A 20,793-nucleotide genomic window follows, 5' to 3' on the forward strand; every position below is an offset into this window, starting at 1 on the left:
TTATAAATGAAAGGAGAAACTTATGTTTCGTCAAATTTTAAATGGTTTTTGTATGGCATTAGCCGATAGTGTTCCTGGAGTTTCTGGAGGAACAGTAGCTTTTATTATGGGGTTTTATGACCAATTTATTGGTTCCATTCATGATATGGCATTTGGAAGTAAAAAGGAGAAGAAAGAAGCTTTTACTTATTTAGTAAAATTAGGAATTGGTTGGGTTATTGGAATGGTCAGTGCCATTTTAGTATTATCTTCATTATTTGAATCACATATTTATGGAGTAAGTTCTTTATTTATTGGATTCATTGCAGGAGCCATTCCTTTAATGATGATGGAAGAAAAAGAATCTTTGAAAAAACCATTAATGGGAATTTTTTATATTTTAGTAGGGGTGGCTATTGTTGCAGGAATTACTTGGATGAATTCTCGTACAGGTAAAGGTAGTTTTGATTTAAGCCAGTTTTCTCTTGTAGCTTCCATTAAATTATTCTTTATTGGAATGATTGCTATTTCAGCAATGTTTTTACCAGGAATCTCTGGTTCAACTTTATTATTAATTTTTGGAGCTTATATTCCAGTCGTTTTTGCTGTAAAAGCAGTATTAACTTTCCAATTAGCATATGTTCCAAGTTTAGCTATTTTTGCTTTAGGAGTGTTAGCTGGAGCTTTATTTGTAGTTAAAGCCATTAAATATTGTTTAGAACATTACCGTAGTCAAATGATTTATGGCATCATTGGAATGATGATTGGTTCATTTTATGCGATTGTAATGGGACCAACGACATTAAAAATTCCTCAAGAAGCAATGAATTTCTCAACATTTTCACCAATTGCGGCTTTAGTTGGTTTGTTATTAGTATTAGGATTACAAAAATTAAAAGAAAAGGATTCTAAATAGATGACAGAATTACAAATTCTTGATGGATTTCAAAAATTACACAATCCAATATTAGATTTTATCATGATTTTTATTACTTCATTAGGAAATGTTGGATTCATTTGGCTAGCGATAATTGCAGTTTTGTTAATGAATAAGAAAACAAGATCTCTAGGGATTCTGTTAGCTATTGCGGTAGTAATCAATACAATTTTGTGTAATGGTCTCATTAAACCAATTGTAGCTAGAACACGTCCGTATGAGGTTAATTCAGCAGTTTCTTTATTAATTACAAAACCATTAGATTATTCATTCCCATCAGGGCATACAGCTATTTCATTTACAGTAGTTAGTGTATTGTATTTCCTTCGTATGAAAAAGTACTGGATTATGGCTTTCGTTTTAGCAAGCCTCATTGCTTTTTCAAGAATGTATTTATACGTTCATTATCCAACAGATGTACTAGCAGGAGCAATCGTAGGAACATTCAGCGGCTGGATCACCGTAAAATGGAGCCAATCAAAACATAGAAGATTTGTATAAGAAGAAAAGGTATAAAAGCGAGTACAGCCTTGCTTTTATACCTTTTTTGTGTTGGAACTAGAAATTAAATATTTTTAATCCATCTAACTATTTTTTTAAAATTAATTACCAATCCAATAACAATTAACGCAAAGATTACTGTGGCGATTTCAGCACCTAACATATAAATTCCTCCTTTATAGAAAGTGACTAAATACTGTTATGATTTTAAACAGTTTATCTAATAGAATTCTATCTTAAAATTGATAAAAAGAATCTCCATTTTTATACCTTTGAGGATCTATAACCATCATAACAAAACCTCCAATTAATTAAATTAAGATTTGATAACGTTTTCTTGCGAATATTATACCTTATTTAGTACGCTAAATAAAGTAGCAGTGAATAAATTTTGAATTGAGAAAAATCAAAAGAAAGATCCCCTCACAGACTTTTTAAAGTAGTTGTATAGCCAAGAGACACCAAAGGTGGCTACTGGCGTCCAAATACTACGGTACCCAAGAAGTCTATAAACAAGATGTACTATTTTAGAATAAGTCCAATCTTCCCCAAAACCATTGCAATCACAGAAATTTTTGGTAAACTAATAATTATGTAATTGAGAATGATTATCAATTAGGAAGGAGAGACTATGAAATTTAAACATTTAAGCATCCTTTTGCTCATTCTATCATTAATATCTTTATCAGTTGGAGCACAAACATTTTCTTGGGGACTATTCATCCATCAAGATGATAAAATGCAACAAGTCTTTTGGTTATCTCGAGTTCCAAGACTATTGAGTGTGATATTAGCTGGAAGTTCTATGAGTATTGCAGGATTATTAATGCAGACAATGACGCAAAATGAATTTGCAGCACCTAGTACGATTGGTACCACTGAAGCAGCAAAATTAGGACTACTATTAAGTTTATTCTTTTTTAATGGACCTAGCTTATTTCAGAAAATGCTATGTGCCTTTATATGTTCCTTTGCACTTACGATTGTTTTTATTATGATTCAGCAATCCTTACAATTGAAAGAGAAGTGGATGATTCCTTTAGTAGGATTAATTTTTAGTGGAATGATTTCAGCCTTTACAAATATGATATCGTATCAATTTCATCTTGTACAAAGTTTAACGTCATGGACACAAGGATCCTTCTCCATGATTCAAACTCACCAATACGAATGGTTATTCTTTGGTTTAATTATCATTATTGTTTCTACAAAATTGGCGCATGTTTATACGATTGCTAATTTAGGAGAATCGATTAGTTTGAATTTAGGAATTTCTTATAAGACTTTAGAATGGTTAACATTATTACTCGTTTCACTTACAACGAGTGTCACGATGATAACAGTAGGCTCACTTCCTTTTATAGGAATTATTATTCCAAATTTAGTACGCTATTTATCGGGAGATGATTTAAAAAAGACGATTCCACAAACAGCTCTATTAGGTGCAGTACTAGTTCTAGCATGCGATATTGTAGCTCGATTAGTTATTCCGCCTTATGAAGTATCAGTTAGTCTGATTTTAGGGATTGTTGGAGCTGGACTCTTAATTAGTCAAATCTTAAGAATTAGCTCGCAAAGAAGGGGGAGCATTCGATGAAGAAAAGAACCCTTCTATTAACAATTACATTAGTAAGCTTATTACTCATTATCAGTGCTATTTTCTTATTTTTTCCAATCGGAAATATGGGAAAATTCTCTGTCCTCTTATTTAAAAAGAGAGTTATAAAATGGCTAGTCATTTTATTAGTTAGTTTATGTGTTTCGATATCGACCATTAGTTTCCAAACAATTGTACAAAACCGATTTTTAACACCGGGTGTTCTTGGAGTTGAGAGTGTCTTTGTATTGTTTCAAACATTGGTTTATTGGGGGCAATTAAGTCTAGGAATGGAAACAGCGCCAAATCTATGGATTTCAATCTTCACAATTGTGTTGCAGATAATCTTTTTCTTTCTTATTTATCGAGCCTTTAATGATTTATTATCGATTCCATTTTCGATGCTATTATTCATTTGTTTAGCGTTTGGAACATTGTTTAGAAGTTTAAGTACATTTGTTCAAGTATTAATGGATCCAAATGAATTTGATAAATTGCAAGGAAAATTATTTCACTCCTTCCAAAGAATGCATCATCAAAGTGAATTAGTCATTGTAGTGGTCATATTAACAGCTATCTCAGTAATCTATTTAATAAGAAAACATATGGTGTTAAATGTATTTCACCTTGGGAAAGTTCAAGCACAAATACTAGGTGTAAATGTAGCTAAAGAAGAGAAGTGGATTTTATTAGTAATTGTGTTACTAACAAGTCTATCGACAACATTAGTAGGTCCGATGCAATTTTTAGGATTTATGATTGCCAATGTAACGTATCAATGGATTAAAGATTACCGACACTTACAAATGTGGACTATCGCATTTTTATTAGGAAGTATTTTATTGCTAGGAGGACAACTGGTTATCGAGAAGCTCTTCCAATTAAATATTCCAATTAGCGTTGTTATTGAATGGTTTGGAGGATTATTATATTTTGTATTGTTATTGAAAGGAAGGTACCGTAGTGGAATTAAAAAATATTCATAAAGCATATGATACGGTAGTTGTCGATTCCGTTTCATTAACGATTCCAAAAAATCAGTTAACAGCTTTTATCGGACCAAATGGAGCAGGAAAATCGACTTTAGTTTCCATTATGAGTCGATTATTACAAAAAGATTCTGGTCAATTATGGATTAAAGGTAAAGAAATTGAAGCTTGGAATTCAAAAGAACTCGCAAAAGAATTATCCGTTTTAAAACAAAATCAAACATTTCAAGTATCTTTAACAGTAGAAGAGTTAGTTAGCTTTGGTCGTTATCCTTATTCAAAAGGAAAGTTATCGACACTTGATTATCAAATGATTGATCAAGCATTAAAACATACGAATTTATTAGAGTTAAGAGAACGTTCGATACAAACTTTATCAGGCGGACAAATGCAAAGAGTTTTTATCGCAATGGTATTAGCTCAAGATACAGAAATTATTTTATTAGATGAACCTTTAAATCATTTAGATTTAAAACAAGCGGTAGAAATTATGAAATTACTGCGTTATATGGTAGAGAATTTGGATAAAACAGTGGTCATTGTCATGCATGATTTAAATATGGCGATTAACTTTTCTGATTATTTAGTAGCCTTTAAAGAAGGAAAATGTGAGTTTCATGGCCAAACCATGGATGTGGTTACGAATCAAACCTTATCAGAATTATATGAAATTGATATCGAAGTGATAGAAGTTTCAGGAAAAAAATATATTACAGTAAAGTAGGAGAAAAATATGAAAAAATTATTAACAACCGTAGTTATGGGGGCAACATTTTTATTAGCTTCTTGTGGAACAAAAACAACAAATGTAACATCAACTACACAAGAAAATTCAGTGAAACAAGTACAATTAACAGATGGATCAGAAACTGTTGAAGTGAAGTCAAATCCAAAGAAAATTGTGACTTTTGACTTAGGTGCTGCAGATACATTACGTGCCATTGGACAAGGTGAAACAATCGTTGGAATGCCAACAAAACCATTACCAACGTATATTAAAGATTTAGGAGATAAAGTACAAAATGTAGGAAGCATGAAAGAACCAGATATCGAAGCAATTGCAGCAATGCAGCCAGACTTAATTATTGCTTCTACACGTACAAAAGATTTTATTCCTCAATTAAAAGAAATTGCTCCAACAGTTATCTTTAATGTAGATAGCAAAGATTATTGGGGTTCTGTTCAAAAAAATGTTAAAAGCTTAGCAAGTTTATTTAACGAAGCAACTCAACAAAAAGCAAGTGCTCAAGTAAAAGAATTACAAACAACTATTGATACGATTGCAGCTCAAAATGAAAAACATAGCGAAAAAAGTTTAGCGATTATGTTAAATGAAGGTAAAATGTCTGCATTTGGCGCACAATCACGTTTTGGCTTCTTATACCAAGATTTAAAATTCCGTCCAACAGATGCTAAAATTGAAGAAAGTAGACACGGACAAGAAATTAGTTTTGAAGGTGTTAGCGAATTAAATCCTGATGTCTTATTTGTATTAAATCGTACATTAGCAATTGGTGGAGATAATTCTAAAGCAGATGCCTTAATGAAAAATGAATTAATTCAAGCTACAAATGCTGTAAAAAATAATAAAGTAGTAAACTTAACTTCTGACTTATGGTATTTAAGTGGTGGAGGATTAGAATCTACTAAATTAATGCTACAAGACTTACAACATGTATTTCAATAATGATAGATAACCGCTACTTTAGAGAAAATAGCTCGATAATTTTACAAGATAGCTACTTATTCAATGCAAAAATTAAAGAAAACATCACATTCTTCGATAAAGATTTAGATATAGAAGAGTTGGATGGTATCATTAAAAAAAACTAATTTAAGAAATTTTGTAGATAGCTTGAAACGTCGTGAAAATGAAATCGTTGGTGAGAGAAGTTCGAACATAAGTTATGGAAAAAAACAACGTTTATCAGTAGCTCGTTCATTCTACAATGATAGTAAAGTTCTGATACTTGATGAAGCAACAGCAAACATCGATATCTTCAGTGGAATCTAAGTGCTAAAGCTTTAGAAGAAAGTAAAAAAGATAAGATAACAATAATAATTTCACACAATAAATCAACATTATCAATCTGCGATATGGTAATTTGATTAGGTGAATAGAAAAGTTAACTCCTGGAAGAAATTCTGGGAGTTTTTTATAATAAAACATTAGTAATTTAAACTTAATTTAAAGGCGCTTAAGTACAGTATCAATATGATATAATATTTATAAAGTAAGGATAATAAAATATGGAATAAATTTCTTAATTTTTCAGAACGAAAAATTATAAATCGTATGAAGAGGTTATAATATCTTTAGCATGCTATGATTTGAATGAAAATTTTTTGTTAAGGAGGATATATATCATAATGAAAATACTTGAGGTTCTTAATGAGTTTTATGGTGATTTTGAATTCATTAAAGAAAAGTGGAACGAAAAATATGAAGGTATCCTTATAAAAATAACGGAGGAACAAGGTTATAAAAGGTGTCGCTTGGCAAAAAGAACACCAAAAAAAGAAGGATATTTTACAGTTTTTTGGAAAAAAGATCAAAATAATAAGAACATTCCTTACACAAACAAAGATTTGGAGAATGAAATCGTTATTGTTGTGATTGATAACGACAAGAGAGGACTTTTTATTATTCCTAAAGAGGAGGCTATCCGTAGAAAAATTCTCTCGACAAAGGATAGTAAAGGAAAAATGTCTATGCGATTTTATCCACCTTGGAGCGTAAATTTGAATACAACGGCTTTAGAAACACAAAAATGGCAATTGAAATTTTTTAGAAAAATTGAATAACAAGAATGATTTCTTTCTTATTTAAGCAAAAAACATTGAAAAAATTTTAGCTGATTTATATTTATAAAAAAGATTTAGTTTTGTGCAAGCTAAGTGTTGTACTGTTAATGTAACTTTTGAGATATTTTCTTAATAATCTAAACTTCGTTTAAGGTCGAAAATGAAATAAAATTTTGCTATAATAATGCTAAAGTTTATTCAAAATGAAGGTGATATGATGTCATTGATTAAAATTGAAAACTTAACATTTTCGTATTTTTCATCTACAAAACCTGTGTTTGATGACGTGAGTTTTTCTTTAGATACCAATTGGAAAACTGGGTTAATTGGTAGAAATGGAATCGGAAAATCAACCTTGTTTAAGTTATTATTAGAACAAGAATCTTACCAAGGAAAGATTCATAAAAGTGTTGAATTTGTTCAATTTCCACCTAATCATCTGGATTTTTCAAAGACTGGGATAGAATTGCTGGAAGAGTGGACAGTGCAAGAAGATGAGTGGAAAGTGTATCGTGAGCTTCATCAGTTGAAGTTAGATGAAAGTATTATGGATAGAAAATTTGAAACTCTTTCTAAAGGAGAACAAACTAAAGTTCTTTTGGCGATATTATTTACGAAAGATAATGGATTTTTATTGATTGACGAACCAACAAATCATCTTGATGTGAATGGAAGAAAAATTGTATGTGATTATCTGAAGAGTAAAAAAGGATTTTTATTGATTTCTCATGATAGAGATTTTTTAGATGGATGTATTAATCATGTCATTTCTTTTAATCGAAACTCAATTGATGTACAATCAGGTAATTTTACGTCATGGTATGAAAATAAAGTATCGAAAGATCAGTATGAGTTCAATCAAAATGAAAAAATTAAAAGTGAGATTGAGCGATTAAATAAAGCAGCAAGACAGACAAAAGTTTGGTCGAATAAAGTTGAAAATACGAAGAATGGTGTGAAAATTTCTGGTATAAAGCCAGATAAAGGACGTATTGGACATTTGGCGGCAAAAATGATGCAAAAGACAAAAAACTTGGAAAAGCGTCAGCAAAAAGCAATCGAAGAAAAAGAAAAATTATTAAAAGATCTTGAAAGAAAAGATAGTCTATTTCTTCGTCCATTACAACATTATAAATCTTTGATTGTATCTGCTAGTGAGTTGAGTTATCAATTTGGAGAAAGAAAACTATTTTCTGATCTCAATTTTGAAATTCATCAAGGGGATGTAATTGCTATAAATGGAGCAAATGGTAGTGGAAAATCAACTCTTATTAAAATTTTATTGGGGCAATATCTTGATTATATTGGTGAGTTAAAAATGGCGAATCATTTAGAAATTTCATATATTTCACAAGATACTTCATTCTTGGAAGGAGATTTAATGAAGTATATTCATAGTCAAGGAGTAGATGAAACTACTTGTCGGACCATTTTAAGTAAATTAGATTTTCCGAAAGAATTATTTGATACAAATATGAAATTGTATAGTGATGGTCAAAAAAAGAAAGTATTAATTTCTATTAGTCTTTCGAAACCTGCTCATCTATATATTTGGGACGAACCTCTAAATTATATTGATGTGATTTCAAGAATACAAATTGAAGAACTAATCAAAGAAGTGAAACCAACCTTAGTTTTAATTGAACATGATCAACGGTTTGTAAATCATATTGCGAATAAAATCGTACAAATATAGAAAAAAGTCGACGAGATGAAGTGACCCCAAAAACTTAGATTTTTTTTGAGACGACTTAAGTCGTCTCTTTTTGATGAATAAAACAAATGTATGAATAACCCCCTAGGGGGTTCGCGCCAAAATTTTTGGCGCGTTTTTTCTTGGAAATATTATTAAACTTTCAATTAGATTTACTAGCTAAGCACTACAAGAAGAGTTTGAATGACACATTCTATAGTTTACTGGACTTAGTCCATCCAGTTTAATTTTTATACGTTTATTGTTGTAATAATCAATATAATTGATAATAGCTTTCTCTAATTCGTAAAGAGACTTAAATTTCTTTTCAAATCCATAAAACATTTCTGATTTCAAAATACCAAAGAAAGATTCCATCATACCATTATCTGCACTGTTCCCCTTACGTGACATAGACGGCTTTATATCTTTACTTTCTAAAAATCGATGATAAGAATCATGCTGATATTGCCAACCTTGGTCACTGTGAAGAATAGTATTTTCGTATTTGTCATCTGTAAATGCTTCGTTTAACATTGCCTTTAGTTGATGTAAGTTAGGTGAACGAGAAAGATTGAACGCAATAATTTCATTGTTAAATCCATCTAAGACTGGTGATAAATATAGTTTCTGTTCACTATTTGGAATGGCAAACTCTGTTACATCTGTGTAACATTTTTCCATTGGTTTAACTCCTTCAAAATCACGTTGAATCAGATTATCTGATTTCTTTCCAACATCTCCTTGGTATGAATAATATTTACGTTTACGACGAATACGGGCAATTAAACCAAGTGCTTTCATTAAGCGTTGTACCTTCTTATGATTCACTTTAAAGCCACGATTTCTTAATTCTAAATGAATTCTACGGTAACCATAATTTTCCTTATGTTCGGTAAAAATGGCTTGTATTTCATCTTTAATCTGTTGATCCTTATCTGGTTGGTTGATTTGTTTTAAATGGTAATAGTATGTTGAACGAGCTAATTTAATCACTTTAAGAAGAATATCTAATGAAAACTCACTGATTAATTCTTGAACAATTTCAGTTTTTTTTCTTTCTCTTTTTCCTCCTTCAATCGTAGTTCCCTCAACTTTTTTAGAATGGCATTCTCCGCTCTTAAGTATTCATTCTCTAGTTGAAGACGTTCTAAATCTGTCATTTCTTCTATTTTTTTCTTTGGTTTACGTCCCATTATTCTTGGTCTCCCTTTTGTTTTCTCAACAATAGTATACCCATTTTTCTTATAGTGTGCTAGCCAATTCGAAAGTAAACCCCAATTTGGAAGTGCATAATCAATAGATACACTTGATTGTGAACGACCTTCTAAAAGAACTTTATTCATTATTTCCTGCTTTAGCTCTGGTGAATAGTAACGATTTTTTTCTTTTTTAACAATTTCTATCCCATATCGATCAATCAATCGAACTAAGTATTTAATATTAGAAACGGCGATATCGTATTTCTGTGAAAGATTCTTTAAGCTTTCACCTTGTTTTCTTAGTTGATAAATTTCTATTTTATCTTCATAAGTTAATTTCATAAAAAACACCCCAAAAGTTAGATTTTTTATGTCTAACTTTTGGGGTGCAGTACAAGAGTCGACTTTTTTTATTCTTCCACATCTTCTGCGCTAACACCCATTAAGACTGGTAAAATCATTGGGCGACGAGCGGTTTGTTTATATAAATAAGGATTTAACGTATCGATAATGAGATTACGTAATGATCTCTCATTTAAAGGCTCATCAGCTTCATTAATGAAGGCTTGTAATTCTTCTTTTAATATTTGCTGAGCTTGATTTAATAGTTCACCGGACTCACGCATATAAATGAATCCACGAGATAAAATTTCAGGTCCTGTTACTAATTCACGTTCATCATAATCAACAGTTGCAACGACAATCACTAAACCGTCTTGAGATAAAGTTTTACGGTCACGTAAAACGATATTTCCGATATCTCCAATACCATTTCCGTCTACATAAACATCTCCAGCATAGAAATGTCCAGCACGACGAGCAGAGTCACTTGTTACAGCTAAAATATCTCCATTACTTAAAATGAATGAATTCTCTTTAGGAATTCCAACTTGACTTGCTAAGTTAGCTTGGATTTTTTGCATTCTGTATTCACCGTGAACTGGCATGAAATACTTCGGTTTCATTAATCGTAACATTAGTTTTTGTTCTTCTTGAGAACCATGTCCTGAAGTGTGAATATTATTTAATTTACCATGAATAACTTCAGCTCCAGCTTCAGATAGTAAGTTAATCACACGATTTACTGCAGCTGTATTTCCTGGAATAGGAGAGCTTGAGAAGATGACCGTATCTCCAGGTTGTACAGAAATTTGACGGTGATTTCCATTGGCAATACGGCTTAAGGCAGCCATTGGTTCACCTTGAGATCCTGTACATAAAATAATCACTTCTTCAGCAGGATATTGGTTAATATCACGACCATCGATAAATGTATCATCTGGCGCAGAAATATAGCCTAATTCACGAGAAGTAGCAAAGCTAGCTTCCATACTACGTCCAAAGACAGCAATTTTACGTCCAGTTGCTACTGCAACATCTGTTACTTGTTTTAAACGAGAAACATTCGATGCAAAAGTAGCGAAAATAATACGACCTTCCACACGTTGGATGATTTCTTTAATCGATTGTCCAACGACTTGTTCTGATTTCGTGAATCCTGGAACTTCTGAGTTCGTACTATCCCCTAAAAGAACTAGGACACCTTCTTCGCCAATTTGAGCCATTTTGTGTAAATTAGCAGGTTGTCCTACTGGTGTAAAGTCAAATTTATAGTCTCCCGTAAATACAATATTTCCAGGAGGAGTTTTAATGACAATTCCAAATGCATCTGGAATAGAGTGAGTAGTGCGGTAAAAACTTACTTGAGTTTTTCTAAATTTAATAACCGAATCTTCATCTATTTCATGTAAGATAGCATCTCGAAGTAAGCCATGTTCTTCAAGTTTGTTTCGAATGAGTGACATTGCCAATTTAGTCGCATAAATTGGAATATTCACTTGTTTAATTAAGAAAGGAATACCACCAATATGGTCTTCGTGTCCATGAGAGATGAAGAGACCTTTAACTTTACTTTGGTTTTGAATAATGTAGCTATAGTCAGGAATAACATAGTCAATTCCTAATAAATCATCTTCAGGGAACTTAATTCCAGCATCTAGAATAATTAATTCATCCTGGAATTGGACGCCATAGGTATTCTTTCCGATTTCACCTAAACCACCAAAAGCGAATACGCCCGTTTCATTATTTTTGATTGTTGGTTTCATTAGTTAAACACCGTAACTTTGAAATCAGGATTTTTTTGTTCATATGCTAAATGTTTTTCATCTAATTCTTGAATGAATTCAACATTATATTCAGTATTTTCGTCAACTAAACGACGAGCTTCAACTTTATCTTGTGCTTCTACATATAGAGATAAAGTATTTTCACGACGTGGTGCTTCAGTTTTTGATGGTTGGTAAGTAATTTTAAAAATCATTTTATAACTCCTTATTTGTTCAATTTATTTTCAAAAATTATTTTAACATAAAAGTACACTTTAAGTACAATTATCTGTGTAGTTTTTGTTGGATTAAAGGAAATATATCCTTCGGTTCTTTAGCTACATCACAAGAGAGCTTTCCTTGATCCATTTGATGATATTTTATAAATTGAATCGGATGCCAATTCGCTTGAATAGCTCCAGTAATATCAGTTTTTATATCGTCTCCAATCATAAAATACTCATCAGCAGAAATTTTTGATTCGACATGATGGAAAGCTTGAATGCTTGGTTTTTTCGCTTGAATAGATTCTGAAATAAACCAAAAATCTTCAGGAATCCATTTGGATAAGTTCAATTGATACAGTTTATTTTTCTGATGGTTTGTTGGACCATTCGTCAAAATAGCGATTTGATATGATTCTTTATTGCATTGTTGAAATACTTCAATCCATTCTTCAGAAAGGGTAATAGCATTTAAAGTGTCTTGGTAAGCTTTAATAAAAGCTTGAGTTTTTTCAGAGGATAACTCAATCCCTACATCTTTAAAAGTATTGGCAACTCGTGTTTGATGCGATTGAGAAAGAGTAATTTCTCCTGCAGAAAATTTTTCAAAAGCCTCATCACTTCGTTTTTGATAAGTTGAATAGAGACTTTCCGCATCTATACTTGGTGTTGCGAATTGACATAACGTTTTAAAAAACACTTCACTCTTAGAATAAAGGGTATCATCTAAATCAAATATCACTGCAATTTTTTTATCCAATTACGACAGCTCCTTCAGGAATATATTGTGGTTGAGCTTGGTTAATATGATCATAGAACATGACTCCGTTTAAGTGATCAATTTCGTGCTGAACAACAATCGCTTCATAATCCGTCAAAGTTTTAACTTTTTCTTCACCTTCTGGTGTGAAATATTTTACAGTAATTCTTTGAGGTCGTAATACGACTCCAGGAACGTCTCTATTCACAGATAGACAACCTTCGCCTTCTTTTAAGCAAGTTTTCTTAACAGATTCTCTTAAAATGCGAGGATTAATCCAGACTTCATCAAGTAGGGCAGGTTCATCTTCATATCCAGGAATTAAAAGAGCAATCATTTGAATTTCTTTTCCTAACTGTGGAGCAGCTAAACCAACTCCAGCACGTAATTCATATTTTGCAGCAATTTCTTCGTCTTGACTATTATGTAAAAATTCAAGCATTTCTTTTGCTAAATGCTGCAAGTCATCTGATAGTGGAAAACTAATTTTTCCCGCTCGCTTTCTCAAGGCAGGATGACCTTCTAAGACAATATCTTTCATTGTAATCATTTTAATTTTTCTACCTCCTATTTGCTTCTTTTCCTCTAGCATTATACCATTTTTTTCCTAAGAAGACCATGGTAGAAAGCTTCTTTCAAGAGTTTATTCTAGAAAGACTAAGAATGGTTTAAAAGGAGGGAATAAACTACCCAATGTTCTATTTTTCTGTTACAATGAAAGAGTATTTCATAAGTAAAGGAATTGAAATGATGCTTTTTTGGAAAAAGAAAAAAGAAACGAAAACTATTGAATTAGATAAAACAAATATTCCTCAACATATTGCTGTTATTATGGATGGTAATGGACGTTGGGCGAAAAGTAGAAATTTACCTCGAATTGCTGGTCATAAAGAGGGTATGAGTACGGTTAAAAGAATAGCTATTGCTGCTGATGAATTAGGAGTAAAGGCTATGACAATGTATGCATTTAGTACAGAAAATTGGAAGAGACCAACCGAAGAAGTGAGCTTTTTAATGAAACTTCCTGGTGACTTTTTTAGTTCATTTATGCCTGAATTGCAGGAGAGAAATATGCGTATTCGTTTAATTGGATTTACCGATCAATTGCCTGAAGCAACAAGACGAGTCGTTGAAAAAGCTGTTGAGGATACAAAAGACAATACAGGAATGACGTTATGTTTTGCTTTAAATTATGGTTCTAGAGCAGAAATTCTTCAAGCGGTAAAAGAAATTGCAGTAGATGTTTCTAATGGTAAGTATGATGCTGAATCTATTAATGAAGAAGTATTTGCGAACCATTTACAAACGAATTTTTTAGGAGATTTATCAGAGCCAGATTTAATGATCCGTACAAGTGGAGAACAACGTTTAAGTAATTTTCTTTTATGGCAATTAGCCTATAGTGAATATTATTTTACAGATATTTTTTGGCCAGATTTTAGTAAAGAAGATTTAGAAGAAGCGATTTTAACGTACCAGAAACGTCAGAGACGATATGGGGGATTAATTTAATGAAGACACGAATCATCACTGCCATTGTTTCCTTGATGTTGTTTATTCCTGCTTTAATTATTGGTGGGCATTTATTAAAAGCAGTTATTGCATTTTTATCATTTGTTGCTATTTTTGAGTTTTTTCAAATGAAGAAATTATCTATTTTTTCTATTGAAGGAGTCTTAACTCTTATAGCTACCCTATCGATTATTTTTGCAAGAGCGCCAATTATTGAATTGCCAGTCGGAGTTGATTTCTTTTATATTTTCTTCCTTTGTGTCATGGTATTAATGTCATTAACGGTATATAAAAGTGAGACATTATTTATTGAAGATGTCAGTTTCTTATCTCTTATAGCTTTATATGTTGGCGGAGGATTTTCCGGAATTTTATATGTACGTGAATATGGTTTTGGAATGGTCGTTTTTGTTTTTTGTATTATATGGGGAACTGATACGTTTGCTTATTTTACAGGAAGAGCTTTTGGCAAACATAAATTAGCACCTGCTATTAGCCCAAATAAAACGATTGAAGGTTCCATTGGTGGAGTGATTGGAGCGATTGGTTTAGGGACTATTGCTTTAAAATTATTTAACCCATTAGGGTTTCATTTTATCGAAATGACCATTTTAATGATTGCCTTATCCGTATTTGGACAATTAGGCGATTTAGTAGAATCTGCTTATAAACGTAGATTTAATGTAAAAGATTCTGGGAAAATTTTCCCAGGTCATGGAGGAGTATTAGACCGATTTGATTCAACATTTTTTGCAATGTTTATGTTTCAAATTGTATTGAAATTTATTGGTACTCATTAAGGAGGACATATGATTAAAACAATTATTGCATTTATATTTGTATTTGGTGTCATTGTGACTATTCATGAATTTGGACACTTTTATTTTGCAAAACGTGCAGGTATTTTAGTAAAAGAATTTGCCATTGGAATGGGACCAAAGGTATTCCAAGTGCGTAAAGGTGAGACGGTTTATACATTACGATTACTACCCGTTGGTGGATATGTTCGTATGGCGGGTCATGAGGAAAGTGATCAAGAGATTAAACCTGGTATGATGGTGACACTTCGATTAGAAGATGGAATTGTTCAGCAAATTTCATTTGATCCATCTACTGAATTAGAACAAGGTATTCCTTTCCAAATTGAATCTTGTGATTTAGAAAAAAAGATGGTAGTAAAAGGATATAAACCTCAAACAGAAAAATTAGAAAAATTAAAGGTTTCTAAAACAGCAACCATTATTGAAGAAGATGGTACTGAAGTATCTGTTGCTCCAATTGAACGTCAATTTAATTCTGCTAGTTTAAAAGACCGTATGTTAACAAATTTTGCTGGACCGATGAATAATTTTATTTTATCGATTATTACATTTATTATCGTCGCATTTTTAACAGGAGGAGTTCCTTCTAATGAAGCAGTAGTTGGAAACTTTGCAAGTGAATCTGTAGCTCAAGTAGCCGGATTACAAGTTGGCGATAAGATTATTGAAATTGAAGGACAAGCAGTACAAAAATGGGGAGATATTAGTAAACAAATTTCTCCACGTGCTGACCTTGAAACAAAACTTGTGATTGAACGAAATGGAAATCAACAAACAGTTGTGGTGACTCCTAAACCGTATGATTTATCTGATGGATCTAAAATCGGTGTGTTAGGAATTGAACGTGCGAAGAAAACAGATGTATTGTCTAAAGTACTTTATGGGTTTACTCAAACTTGGTTTGTCATTAGTTCGGTATTCTTAACGATTGCATCATTCTTTACAAAAGGATTTTCTATTAATCATTTAGGTGGTCCAGTAGCAATGTTCTCACTAACTTCTCAAGTTGCTCAAAGTGGAGTTGTTTCAGTTTTGAATTTCTTAGGATTAATTAGTGCCAATATTGGGATTATGAATTTATTACCAATTCCAGCTTTAGATGGAGGAAAATTAGTATTAAATATCATCGAAGGGATTCGTAAGAAACCTCTAAAAGAGGAATATGAATCTTATATTACAATTGCCGGGGCAGTATTTTTAATCATTTTAATGATTTTAGTGACATGGAATGATATTAGTAAATTATTTTAACAAGTAACAGGAGGTAAGTGATGGTTTTCTATAGTAATTTAATAGAAAACCACACTTATTTTTTCAGTTTTAGAGAGGAGTGATCAAGTGTCAGAACATCAACAACAATTATTTTTAACGTTAATGAATCAATTGCAGCTAGACAATGAACAGTTTTTACAACCAGATTTTGATCAAGCCTCATTAACAAAAATTGATATTACAAAAAGTATTCCGGAATGGTGTTTTAATATTGAGACGAATCATGTGATACAGTACGAGAAATTCAAACGTTTCTATGAACAATTGAAACAGACTTATGAAAAAATTGCTCAGGTAAGATTAGTAGTCAAAACGAGAGAAGAGTCTCAAATTACCCAAGAACAAATTCAAGCGTATTGGGAAATGGTTCTCTTCCAATTGCAACAAGAATCACCTCTTGTAGTTCAATTACTATCTGGACAAATCCCAACTTGGAATCAGAAAAAAATACAATTTCATTGTCCAAATGAAATTACTAAATCTCATGTCAATGAAAATTACATCAAAAAAATTCAACAATATTTTGAGAATTTTGGTTTTCCAAAAATGGGTGTGGATATTATTGTCAATGACGAATTAGGTAGTCAATTAGAAGAAGAGTTACGAATCAAACATGAAACGATTGAACAAGAGTATCAAGAAAAAGCTGTTCAACAAAAAGAAGTTCAAGAAACAGCAGCTTCTAAACCTGCTGCAGTTAATTCAGACTCATCTATTTTATATGGAAAAGCGATTCGTAGTAATTTAGAAACAAGAGAGATAGCAGATATTTATGAAGAAGAGCGAAATGTATTAGTTGAAGCGCAAATTTTTGATATTGAAATTCGTACAAGAAAAGCAAGTGGGAAATCCTTTGCCAATATTAAAATGACGGACTATACTTCATCGATTGGGGCAACTTTATTTCCTTCAACAGCTGAAGATGAAGAACGTTTAGCTGCCTTAAAAAAAGGAACATGGGTAAAAGCATATGGAAATATTGAGATTAATAAATTTTCTCAAGAATTAAATATGATTGTTCGAGATATGAATAAAGTCGAGCATATTGGTCGAATTGATCGTGCGCCTGAAGACCAAAAACGTATTGAATTACATTTACACACAAATATGTCGGTCATGGATGCAACAAATTCTGCTAGTGATTTAGTCAAACAAGCAGCAAAATGGGGACATCCTGCAGTAGCCATTACAGACCACGCAAACTTACAATCGTATCCAGAAGCTCATGGAGCAGGAAAAGGAAATAATATTAAAATCTTATACGGGTTAGAAGGAAATATTGTCGATGACCAAGTGAATGTTGCCTATAATCCACAACATATTTTATTAGAAGATGCGACTTATGTAGTGTTTGACGTGGAAACAACAGGTTTATCAGCCATTTATGATTCTATTATTGAATTAGCCGCTGTTAAAATGCATAAAGGAAATGTTATCGATAAGTTTGAAGAATTTATTGACCCAGGACATCCTTTATCTGCGACAACGATTCAATTAACAGGCATTACAGATGATATGGTTCGTGGTTCTAAATCACAAGCTCAAGTATTAAAAGAATTTGCAGCTTTTACAAAAGATACGATTTTAGTTGCACATAATGCTAGTTTCGATATGGGATTTTTAAATACTGGATATGAAAAAGAAGGCTTGGAGAAAACGACTCAACCGGTCATTGATACATTAGAGTTATCTAGATTACTACATCCACATTTAAAATCTCACCGTTTAAATACATTAGCCAAACGTTATAATGTTGCCTTAGAACAACATCACCGTGCGGTATTTGACTCAGAAACAACTGGTCATTTATGTCATATTTTCTTAAAAGAAGCAGCTAATGATCATGGATTAATATATCATGACCAATTGAATACGAACTTACACCCAGAAGAAGTGTTCAAAAATGGTCGTCCATTCCATGCTACGATTTTTGCAAAGCATCAAGCAGGATTGAAAGAACTCTTTAAAGTAGTCTCTGCTTCCAATGTACAATATTTTTATAGAGTTCCTAGAATTTTACGAAGTATGTTAATTGAAAATAGAGATTCATTTTTAATTGGATCTGGATGTAGCGAAGGGGAAGTCTTTGAAGCAATGATGCAAAAAGGCTATGAAGAAGCTAAAGAAAAGGCTAAGTTTTATGATTATATTGAAATTATGCCAAAAGCAGTCTATCGCCCATTAATTGACAAAGAACTCATTCGAAATGAACACCATCTAGAAGAAATTATTAAAAATCTCGTGAAATTAGGAGAAGAACTAGATATTCCAGTTGTCGCAACAGGAAATGTTCACTACTTAAATCCGGAAGATAAAATCTATCGAGAAATTTTATTAACATCTGTGAATAATGGTCAAAAATTAAATTATCCAGATGTTCATTTTAGAACGACGAATGAAATGCTAGATGAATTCGCTTTTTTAGGAGAAGAAAAAGCTTTTGAAGTCGTTGTGACAAATACTCATTGGGTTAATGATCAACTAGAAGTAATTATTCCAATTAAAGATGACTTATATACGCCTAAAATTGAAGGAGCAGAAGATGAAATTACAAAATTAAGTTATGACAAAGCTCATGAATGGTATGGCGAAGAATTACCAGAAATCGTTGAGAAACGTATCGATAAAGAATTAAAGAGTATTATCGGAAATGGATTCTCGGTTATTTACTTAATTTCTCAAAAATTAGTGCATAAGAGTAATGAAGATGGGTATTTAGTAGGATCTCGTGGATCCGTTGGTTCCTCATTAGTAGCGACATTAACAGGGATTACGGAAGTAAATCCATTAGCACCTCACTATCGTTGTCCAAATTGTTGTTATTCAGAATTTTTTGATGATGGTTCTGTAGGTTCTGGTTTTGACTTGCCTGAAAAAGATTGTCCTAAATGTGGAACACGACTTGCAAAAGATGGACATGATATTCCATTTGAAACGTTCTTAGGATTCTATGGGGATAAAGTACCCGATATCGATTTAAACTTCTCAGGGGAATATCAGCCACAAGCGCACAACTATACGAAAGTATTATTCGGAGAAGACTATGTGTATCGTGCAGGAACCATTGGTACTGTTGCAGATAAAACAGCCTTTGGATATGTAAAAGGATATGAACGAGATTTAGGATTAGAATTTAGGCAAGCGGAAATTGATCGTTTAGCAAAAGGATGTACGGGAGTAAAAAGAAGTACTGGACAACACCCTGGGGGAATTATTGTAATTCCAGATTATATGGATGTTTACGACTTTACTCCAATCCAATTCCCAGCAGATGACCAAAATGCAGAGTGGAAAACAACTCACTTTGATTTCCATTCCATCCATGATAATGTGTTAAAACTTGATATACTTGGACACGATGATCCGACTGTGATTAGAATGCTACAAGATTTGTCAGGAATTGAACCGAAGGATATTCCACCAGATGATCCAGAAGTGATGAAAATCTTCGGTGGAACAGAAGTATTAGGCGTTACGCCAGAACAAATTGATTCTAATACGGGTACACTCGGAATCCCTGAATTTGGTACAAAATTTGTACGTGGAATGTTAGAACAAACAAAGCCAACTACATTTACAGAGTTACTACAAATTTCAGGACTATCTCATGGTACAGACGTATATCTTGGAAATGCAGAAGAATTAATTCGACTACATGGTATCCCACTTTCTGAAGTAATTGGATGTCGTGATGATATTATGGTGTACTTAATTCATAAAGGTGTTGAAAACGGGGCTGCTTTCAAAATTATGGAAGGTGTACGTAAAGGAAAGGGAATACCGGAAGACTATCAAGCAATGATGCGAGAAAATAATGTTCCAGAATGGTATATCGAATCGTGCTTGAAGATTAAGTACATGTTCCCGAAAGCCCATGCTGCAGCTTATGTATTAATGGCCTTACGTGTAGCATGGTTTAAAGTTCATAAACCTTTATTATATTACTGTGCTTATTTCTCAGTTCGTGCTCAAGACTTTGATATTGTGGCAATGTCACAGGGAAAAGAAATGATTAAACAAAGAATGAAGGAAATCCGTGATAAAGGAAATGATGCAAGTACTAAAGAAGTAAACTTATTAACTGTACTTGAACTAGCCAATGAAATGTGTGAACGTGGATTTAATTTTAAAATGGTCGATATTGAAAAGTCTGATGCAGTGAATTTTGTCATTGAAGGAGATAGTTTAATTGCTCCATTTAGATCAATTCCAGGATTAGGACTAAACGTAGCCAACAAAATTGTTGAAGCAAGACAAGAACAACCATTTATTTCTAAAAAAGATTTAGCAACACGTGGGAAAGTTTCTAAAACTTTAATTGATTATATGACTGAGAATAAAGTATTAGACGACTTACCAGATGAGAATCAATTATCCTTATTTGATTTTTAAT

The 20,793-nt window shown here is 32.3% G+C and carries 18 protein-coding genes; 13 read left to right on the plus strand and 5 right to left on the minus strand.

Annotated features, from left to right (window positions below):
- The first annotated feature begins 22 nt into the window (after positions 1 to 22).
- The 9 genes from HMPREF0446_RS03520 to abc-f all read left to right on the plus strand — a co-directional run bounded on the left by HMPREF0446_RS03520 (position 23) and on the right by abc-f (position 8,504).
- Complete coding sequence (locus tag HMPREF0446_RS03520; protein WP_006702785.1) at positions 23 to 895, plus strand: DUF368 domain-containing protein; 873 nt, start codon at positions 23 to 25, stop codon at positions 893 to 895.
- The gene (locus HMPREF0446_RS03525; protein ID WP_006702784.1) at positions 896 to 1,417 is read left to right on the plus strand and encodes a phosphatase PAP2 family protein; all 522 of its coding nucleotides are present in this window, start codon (positions 896 to 898) and stop codon (positions 1,415 to 1,417) included. It abuts the gene before it with no gap.
- Between the two features lie 631 nt (positions 1,418 to 2,048).
- Entirely contained in the window at positions 2,049 to 3,014 is a 966-nt protein-coding gene (locus HMPREF0446_RS03530) for an iron chelate uptake ABC transporter family permease subunit (protein WP_006702783.1), read from the plus strand.
- Positions 3,011 to 4,000, plus strand: a complete 990-nt coding sequence (locus HMPREF0446_RS03535; protein ID WP_006702782.1) for an iron chelate uptake ABC transporter family permease subunit — start codon at positions 3,011 to 3,013, stop codon at positions 3,998 to 4,000. Before HMPREF0446_RS03530 ends, HMPREF0446_RS03535 begins: the two co-directional genes overlap by 4 nt.
- A complete protein-coding gene (locus HMPREF0446_RS03540; protein ID WP_006702781.1) occupies positions 3,978 to 4,727 on the plus strand; it encodes an iron ABC transporter ATP-binding protein in 750 nt (249 codons plus the stop codon). The genes HMPREF0446_RS03535 and HMPREF0446_RS03540 overlap by 23 nt, the downstream gene beginning before the upstream one ends.
- A gap of 9 nt (positions 4,728 to 4,736) precedes the next feature.
- On the plus strand, positions 4,737 to 5,690 hold the full coding sequence (locus tag HMPREF0446_RS03545) for a siderophore ABC transporter substrate-binding protein (protein ID WP_006702780.1): 954 nt from the start codon (positions 4,737 to 4,739) through the stop codon (positions 5,688 to 5,690).
- A gap of 123 nt (positions 5,691 to 5,813) precedes the next feature.
- Positions 5,814 to 6,017, plus strand: coding sequence for an ATP-binding cassette domain-containing protein (locus HMPREF0446_RS08615; protein WP_006702779.1), 204 nt, complete (start codon positions 5,814 to 5,816; stop codon positions 6,015 to 6,017).
- Between the two features lie 356 nt (positions 6,018 to 6,373).
- Positions 6,374 to 6,808 carry a MepB family protein gene (locus tag HMPREF0446_RS03555; protein WP_006702778.1) on the plus strand — a complete coding sequence of 145 codons (435 nt, stop codon included), beginning with the start codon at positions 6,374 to 6,376 and terminating at the stop codon, positions 6,806 to 6,808.
- Between the two features lie 217 nt (positions 6,809 to 7,025).
- Positions 7,026 to 8,504 (plus strand): ribosomal protection-like ABC-F family protein, encoded by a 1,479-nt coding sequence (gene abc-f, locus HMPREF0446_RS03560; RefSeq protein ID WP_006702777.1) that lies wholly within the window; start codon positions 7,026 to 7,028, stop codon positions 8,502 to 8,504.
- Between the two features lie 177 nt (positions 8,505 to 8,681).
- Here the strand turns inward: abc-f and HMPREF0446_RS08300 are convergent.
- From HMPREF0446_RS08300 to def, 5 genes are all read right to left on the minus strand, one after another.
- Positions 8,682 to 10,045 (minus strand): IS3 family transposase gene (locus HMPREF0446_RS08300; protein WP_156902336.1). Its coding sequence is split into 2 segments (ribosomal slippage): positions 8,682 to 9,604 and positions 9,604 to 10,045, totalling 1,365 coding nucleotides; the frame shifts between segments, so codons are not numbered across the junction.
- A gap of 68 nt (positions 10,046 to 10,113) precedes the next feature.
- Entirely contained in the window at positions 10,114 to 11,811 is a 1,698-nt protein-coding gene (gene rnjA / locus HMPREF0446_RS03575) for a ribonuclease J1 (protein WP_006702774.1), read from the minus strand.
- On the minus strand, positions 11,811 to 12,026 hold the full coding sequence (locus HMPREF0446_RS03580; RefSeq protein WP_006702773.1) for a DNA-directed RNA polymerase subunit epsilon: 216 nt from the start codon (positions 12,024 to 12,026) through the stop codon (positions 11,811 to 11,813). The genes rnjA and HMPREF0446_RS03580 overlap by 1 nt, the downstream gene beginning before the upstream one ends.
- A gap of 70 nt (positions 12,027 to 12,096) precedes the next feature.
- Positions 12,097 to 12,795 (minus strand): HAD family hydrolase, encoded by a 699-nt coding sequence (locus HMPREF0446_RS03585; protein WP_006702772.1) that lies wholly within the window; start codon positions 12,793 to 12,795, stop codon positions 12,097 to 12,099.
- Complete coding sequence (gene def / locus HMPREF0446_RS03590) at positions 12,788 to 13,345, minus strand: peptide deformylase (RefSeq protein WP_006702771.1); 558 nt, start codon at positions 13,343 to 13,345, stop codon at positions 12,788 to 12,790. Before def ends, HMPREF0446_RS03585 begins: the two co-directional genes overlap by 8 nt.
- Positions 13,346 to 13,542: 197 nt before the next feature.
- Between def and HMPREF0446_RS03595 the strand changes: the two genes are divergently transcribed.
- From HMPREF0446_RS03595 to HMPREF0446_RS03610, 4 genes are all read left to right on the plus strand, one after another.
- On the plus strand, positions 13,543 to 14,307 hold the full coding sequence (locus HMPREF0446_RS03595; RefSeq protein ID WP_040507852.1) for an isoprenyl transferase: 765 nt from the start codon (positions 13,543 to 13,545) through the stop codon (positions 14,305 to 14,307).
- The gene (locus tag HMPREF0446_RS03600; protein WP_006702769.1) at positions 14,307 to 15,107 is read left to right on the plus strand and encodes a phosphatidate cytidylyltransferase; all 801 of its coding nucleotides are present in this window, start codon (positions 14,307 to 14,309) and stop codon (positions 15,105 to 15,107) included. The genes HMPREF0446_RS03595 and HMPREF0446_RS03600 overlap by 1 nt, the downstream gene beginning before the upstream one ends.
- A 9-nt stretch (positions 15,108 to 15,116) precedes the next feature.
- The gene (gene rseP, locus HMPREF0446_RS03605; protein ID WP_006702768.1) at positions 15,117 to 16,379 is read left to right on the plus strand and encodes an RIP metalloprotease RseP; all 1,263 of its coding nucleotides are present in this window, start codon (positions 15,117 to 15,119) and stop codon (positions 16,377 to 16,379) included.
- A gap of 87 nt (positions 16,380 to 16,466) precedes the next feature.
- A complete protein-coding gene (locus HMPREF0446_RS03610) occupies positions 16,467 to 20,792 on the plus strand; it encodes a PolC-type DNA polymerase III (RefSeq protein WP_006702767.1) in 4,326 nt (1,441 codons plus the stop codon).
- Position 20,793 lies beyond the last annotated feature (1 nt).

This window comes from Granulicatella elegans ATCC 700633 (assembly GCF_000162475.2).
GTDB lineage: Bacteria > Bacillota > Bacilli > Lactobacillales > Aerococcaceae > Granulicatella > Granulicatella elegans.

Bases quoted from the DNA above. Each gene is read 5' to 3' on its own strand.
- HMPREF0446_RS03520 (WP_006702785.1), top strand. From the start codon at position 23: ATGTTTCGTCAAATTTTAAATGGTTTTTGTATGGCATTAGCCGATAGT.
- HMPREF0446_RS03525 (WP_006702784.1), top strand. From the start codon at position 896: ATGACAGAATTACAAATTCTTGATGGATTTCAAAAATTACACAATCCA.
- HMPREF0446_RS03530 (WP_006702783.1), top strand. From the start codon at position 2,049: ATGAAATTTAAACATTTAAGCATCCTTTTGCTCATTCTATCATTAATA.
- HMPREF0446_RS03535 (WP_006702782.1), top strand. From the start codon at position 3,011: ATGAAGAAAAGAACCCTTCTATTAACAATTACATTAGTAAGCTTATTA.
- HMPREF0446_RS03545 (WP_006702780.1), top strand. From the start codon at position 4,737: ATGAAAAAATTATTAACAACCGTAGTTATGGGGGCAACATTTTTATTA.
- HMPREF0446_RS08615 (WP_006702779.1), top strand. From the start codon at position 5,814: ATGGTATCATTAAAAAAAACTAATTTAAGAAATTTTGTAGATAGCTTG.
- HMPREF0446_RS03555 (WP_006702778.1), top strand. From the start codon at position 6,374: ATGAAAATACTTGAGGTTCTTAATGAGTTTTATGGTGATTTTGAATTC.
- abc-f (WP_006702777.1), top strand. From the start codon at position 7,026: ATGTCATTGATTAAAATTGAAAACTTAACATTTTCGTATTTTTCATCT.
- rnjA (WP_006702774.1), bottom strand. From the start codon at position 11,811: ATGAAACCAACAATCAAAAATAATGAAACGGGCGTATTCGCTTTTGGT.
- HMPREF0446_RS03580 (WP_006702773.1), bottom strand. From the start codon at position 12,026: ATGATTTTTAAAATTACTTACCAACCATCAAAAACTGAAGCACCACGT.
- def (WP_006702771.1), bottom strand. From the start codon at position 13,345: ATGATTACAATGAAAGATATTGTCTTAGAAGGTCATCCTGCCTTGAGA.
- HMPREF0446_RS03595 (WP_040507852.1), top strand. From the start codon at position 13,543: ATGATGCTTTTTTGGAAAAAGAAAAAAGAAACGAAAACTATTGAATTA.
- HMPREF0446_RS03600 (WP_006702769.1), top strand. From the start codon at position 14,307: ATGAAGACACGAATCATCACTGCCATTGTTTCCTTGATGTTGTTTATT.
- rseP (WP_006702768.1), top strand. From the start codon at position 15,117: ATGATTAAAACAATTATTGCATTTATATTTGTATTTGGTGTCATTGTG.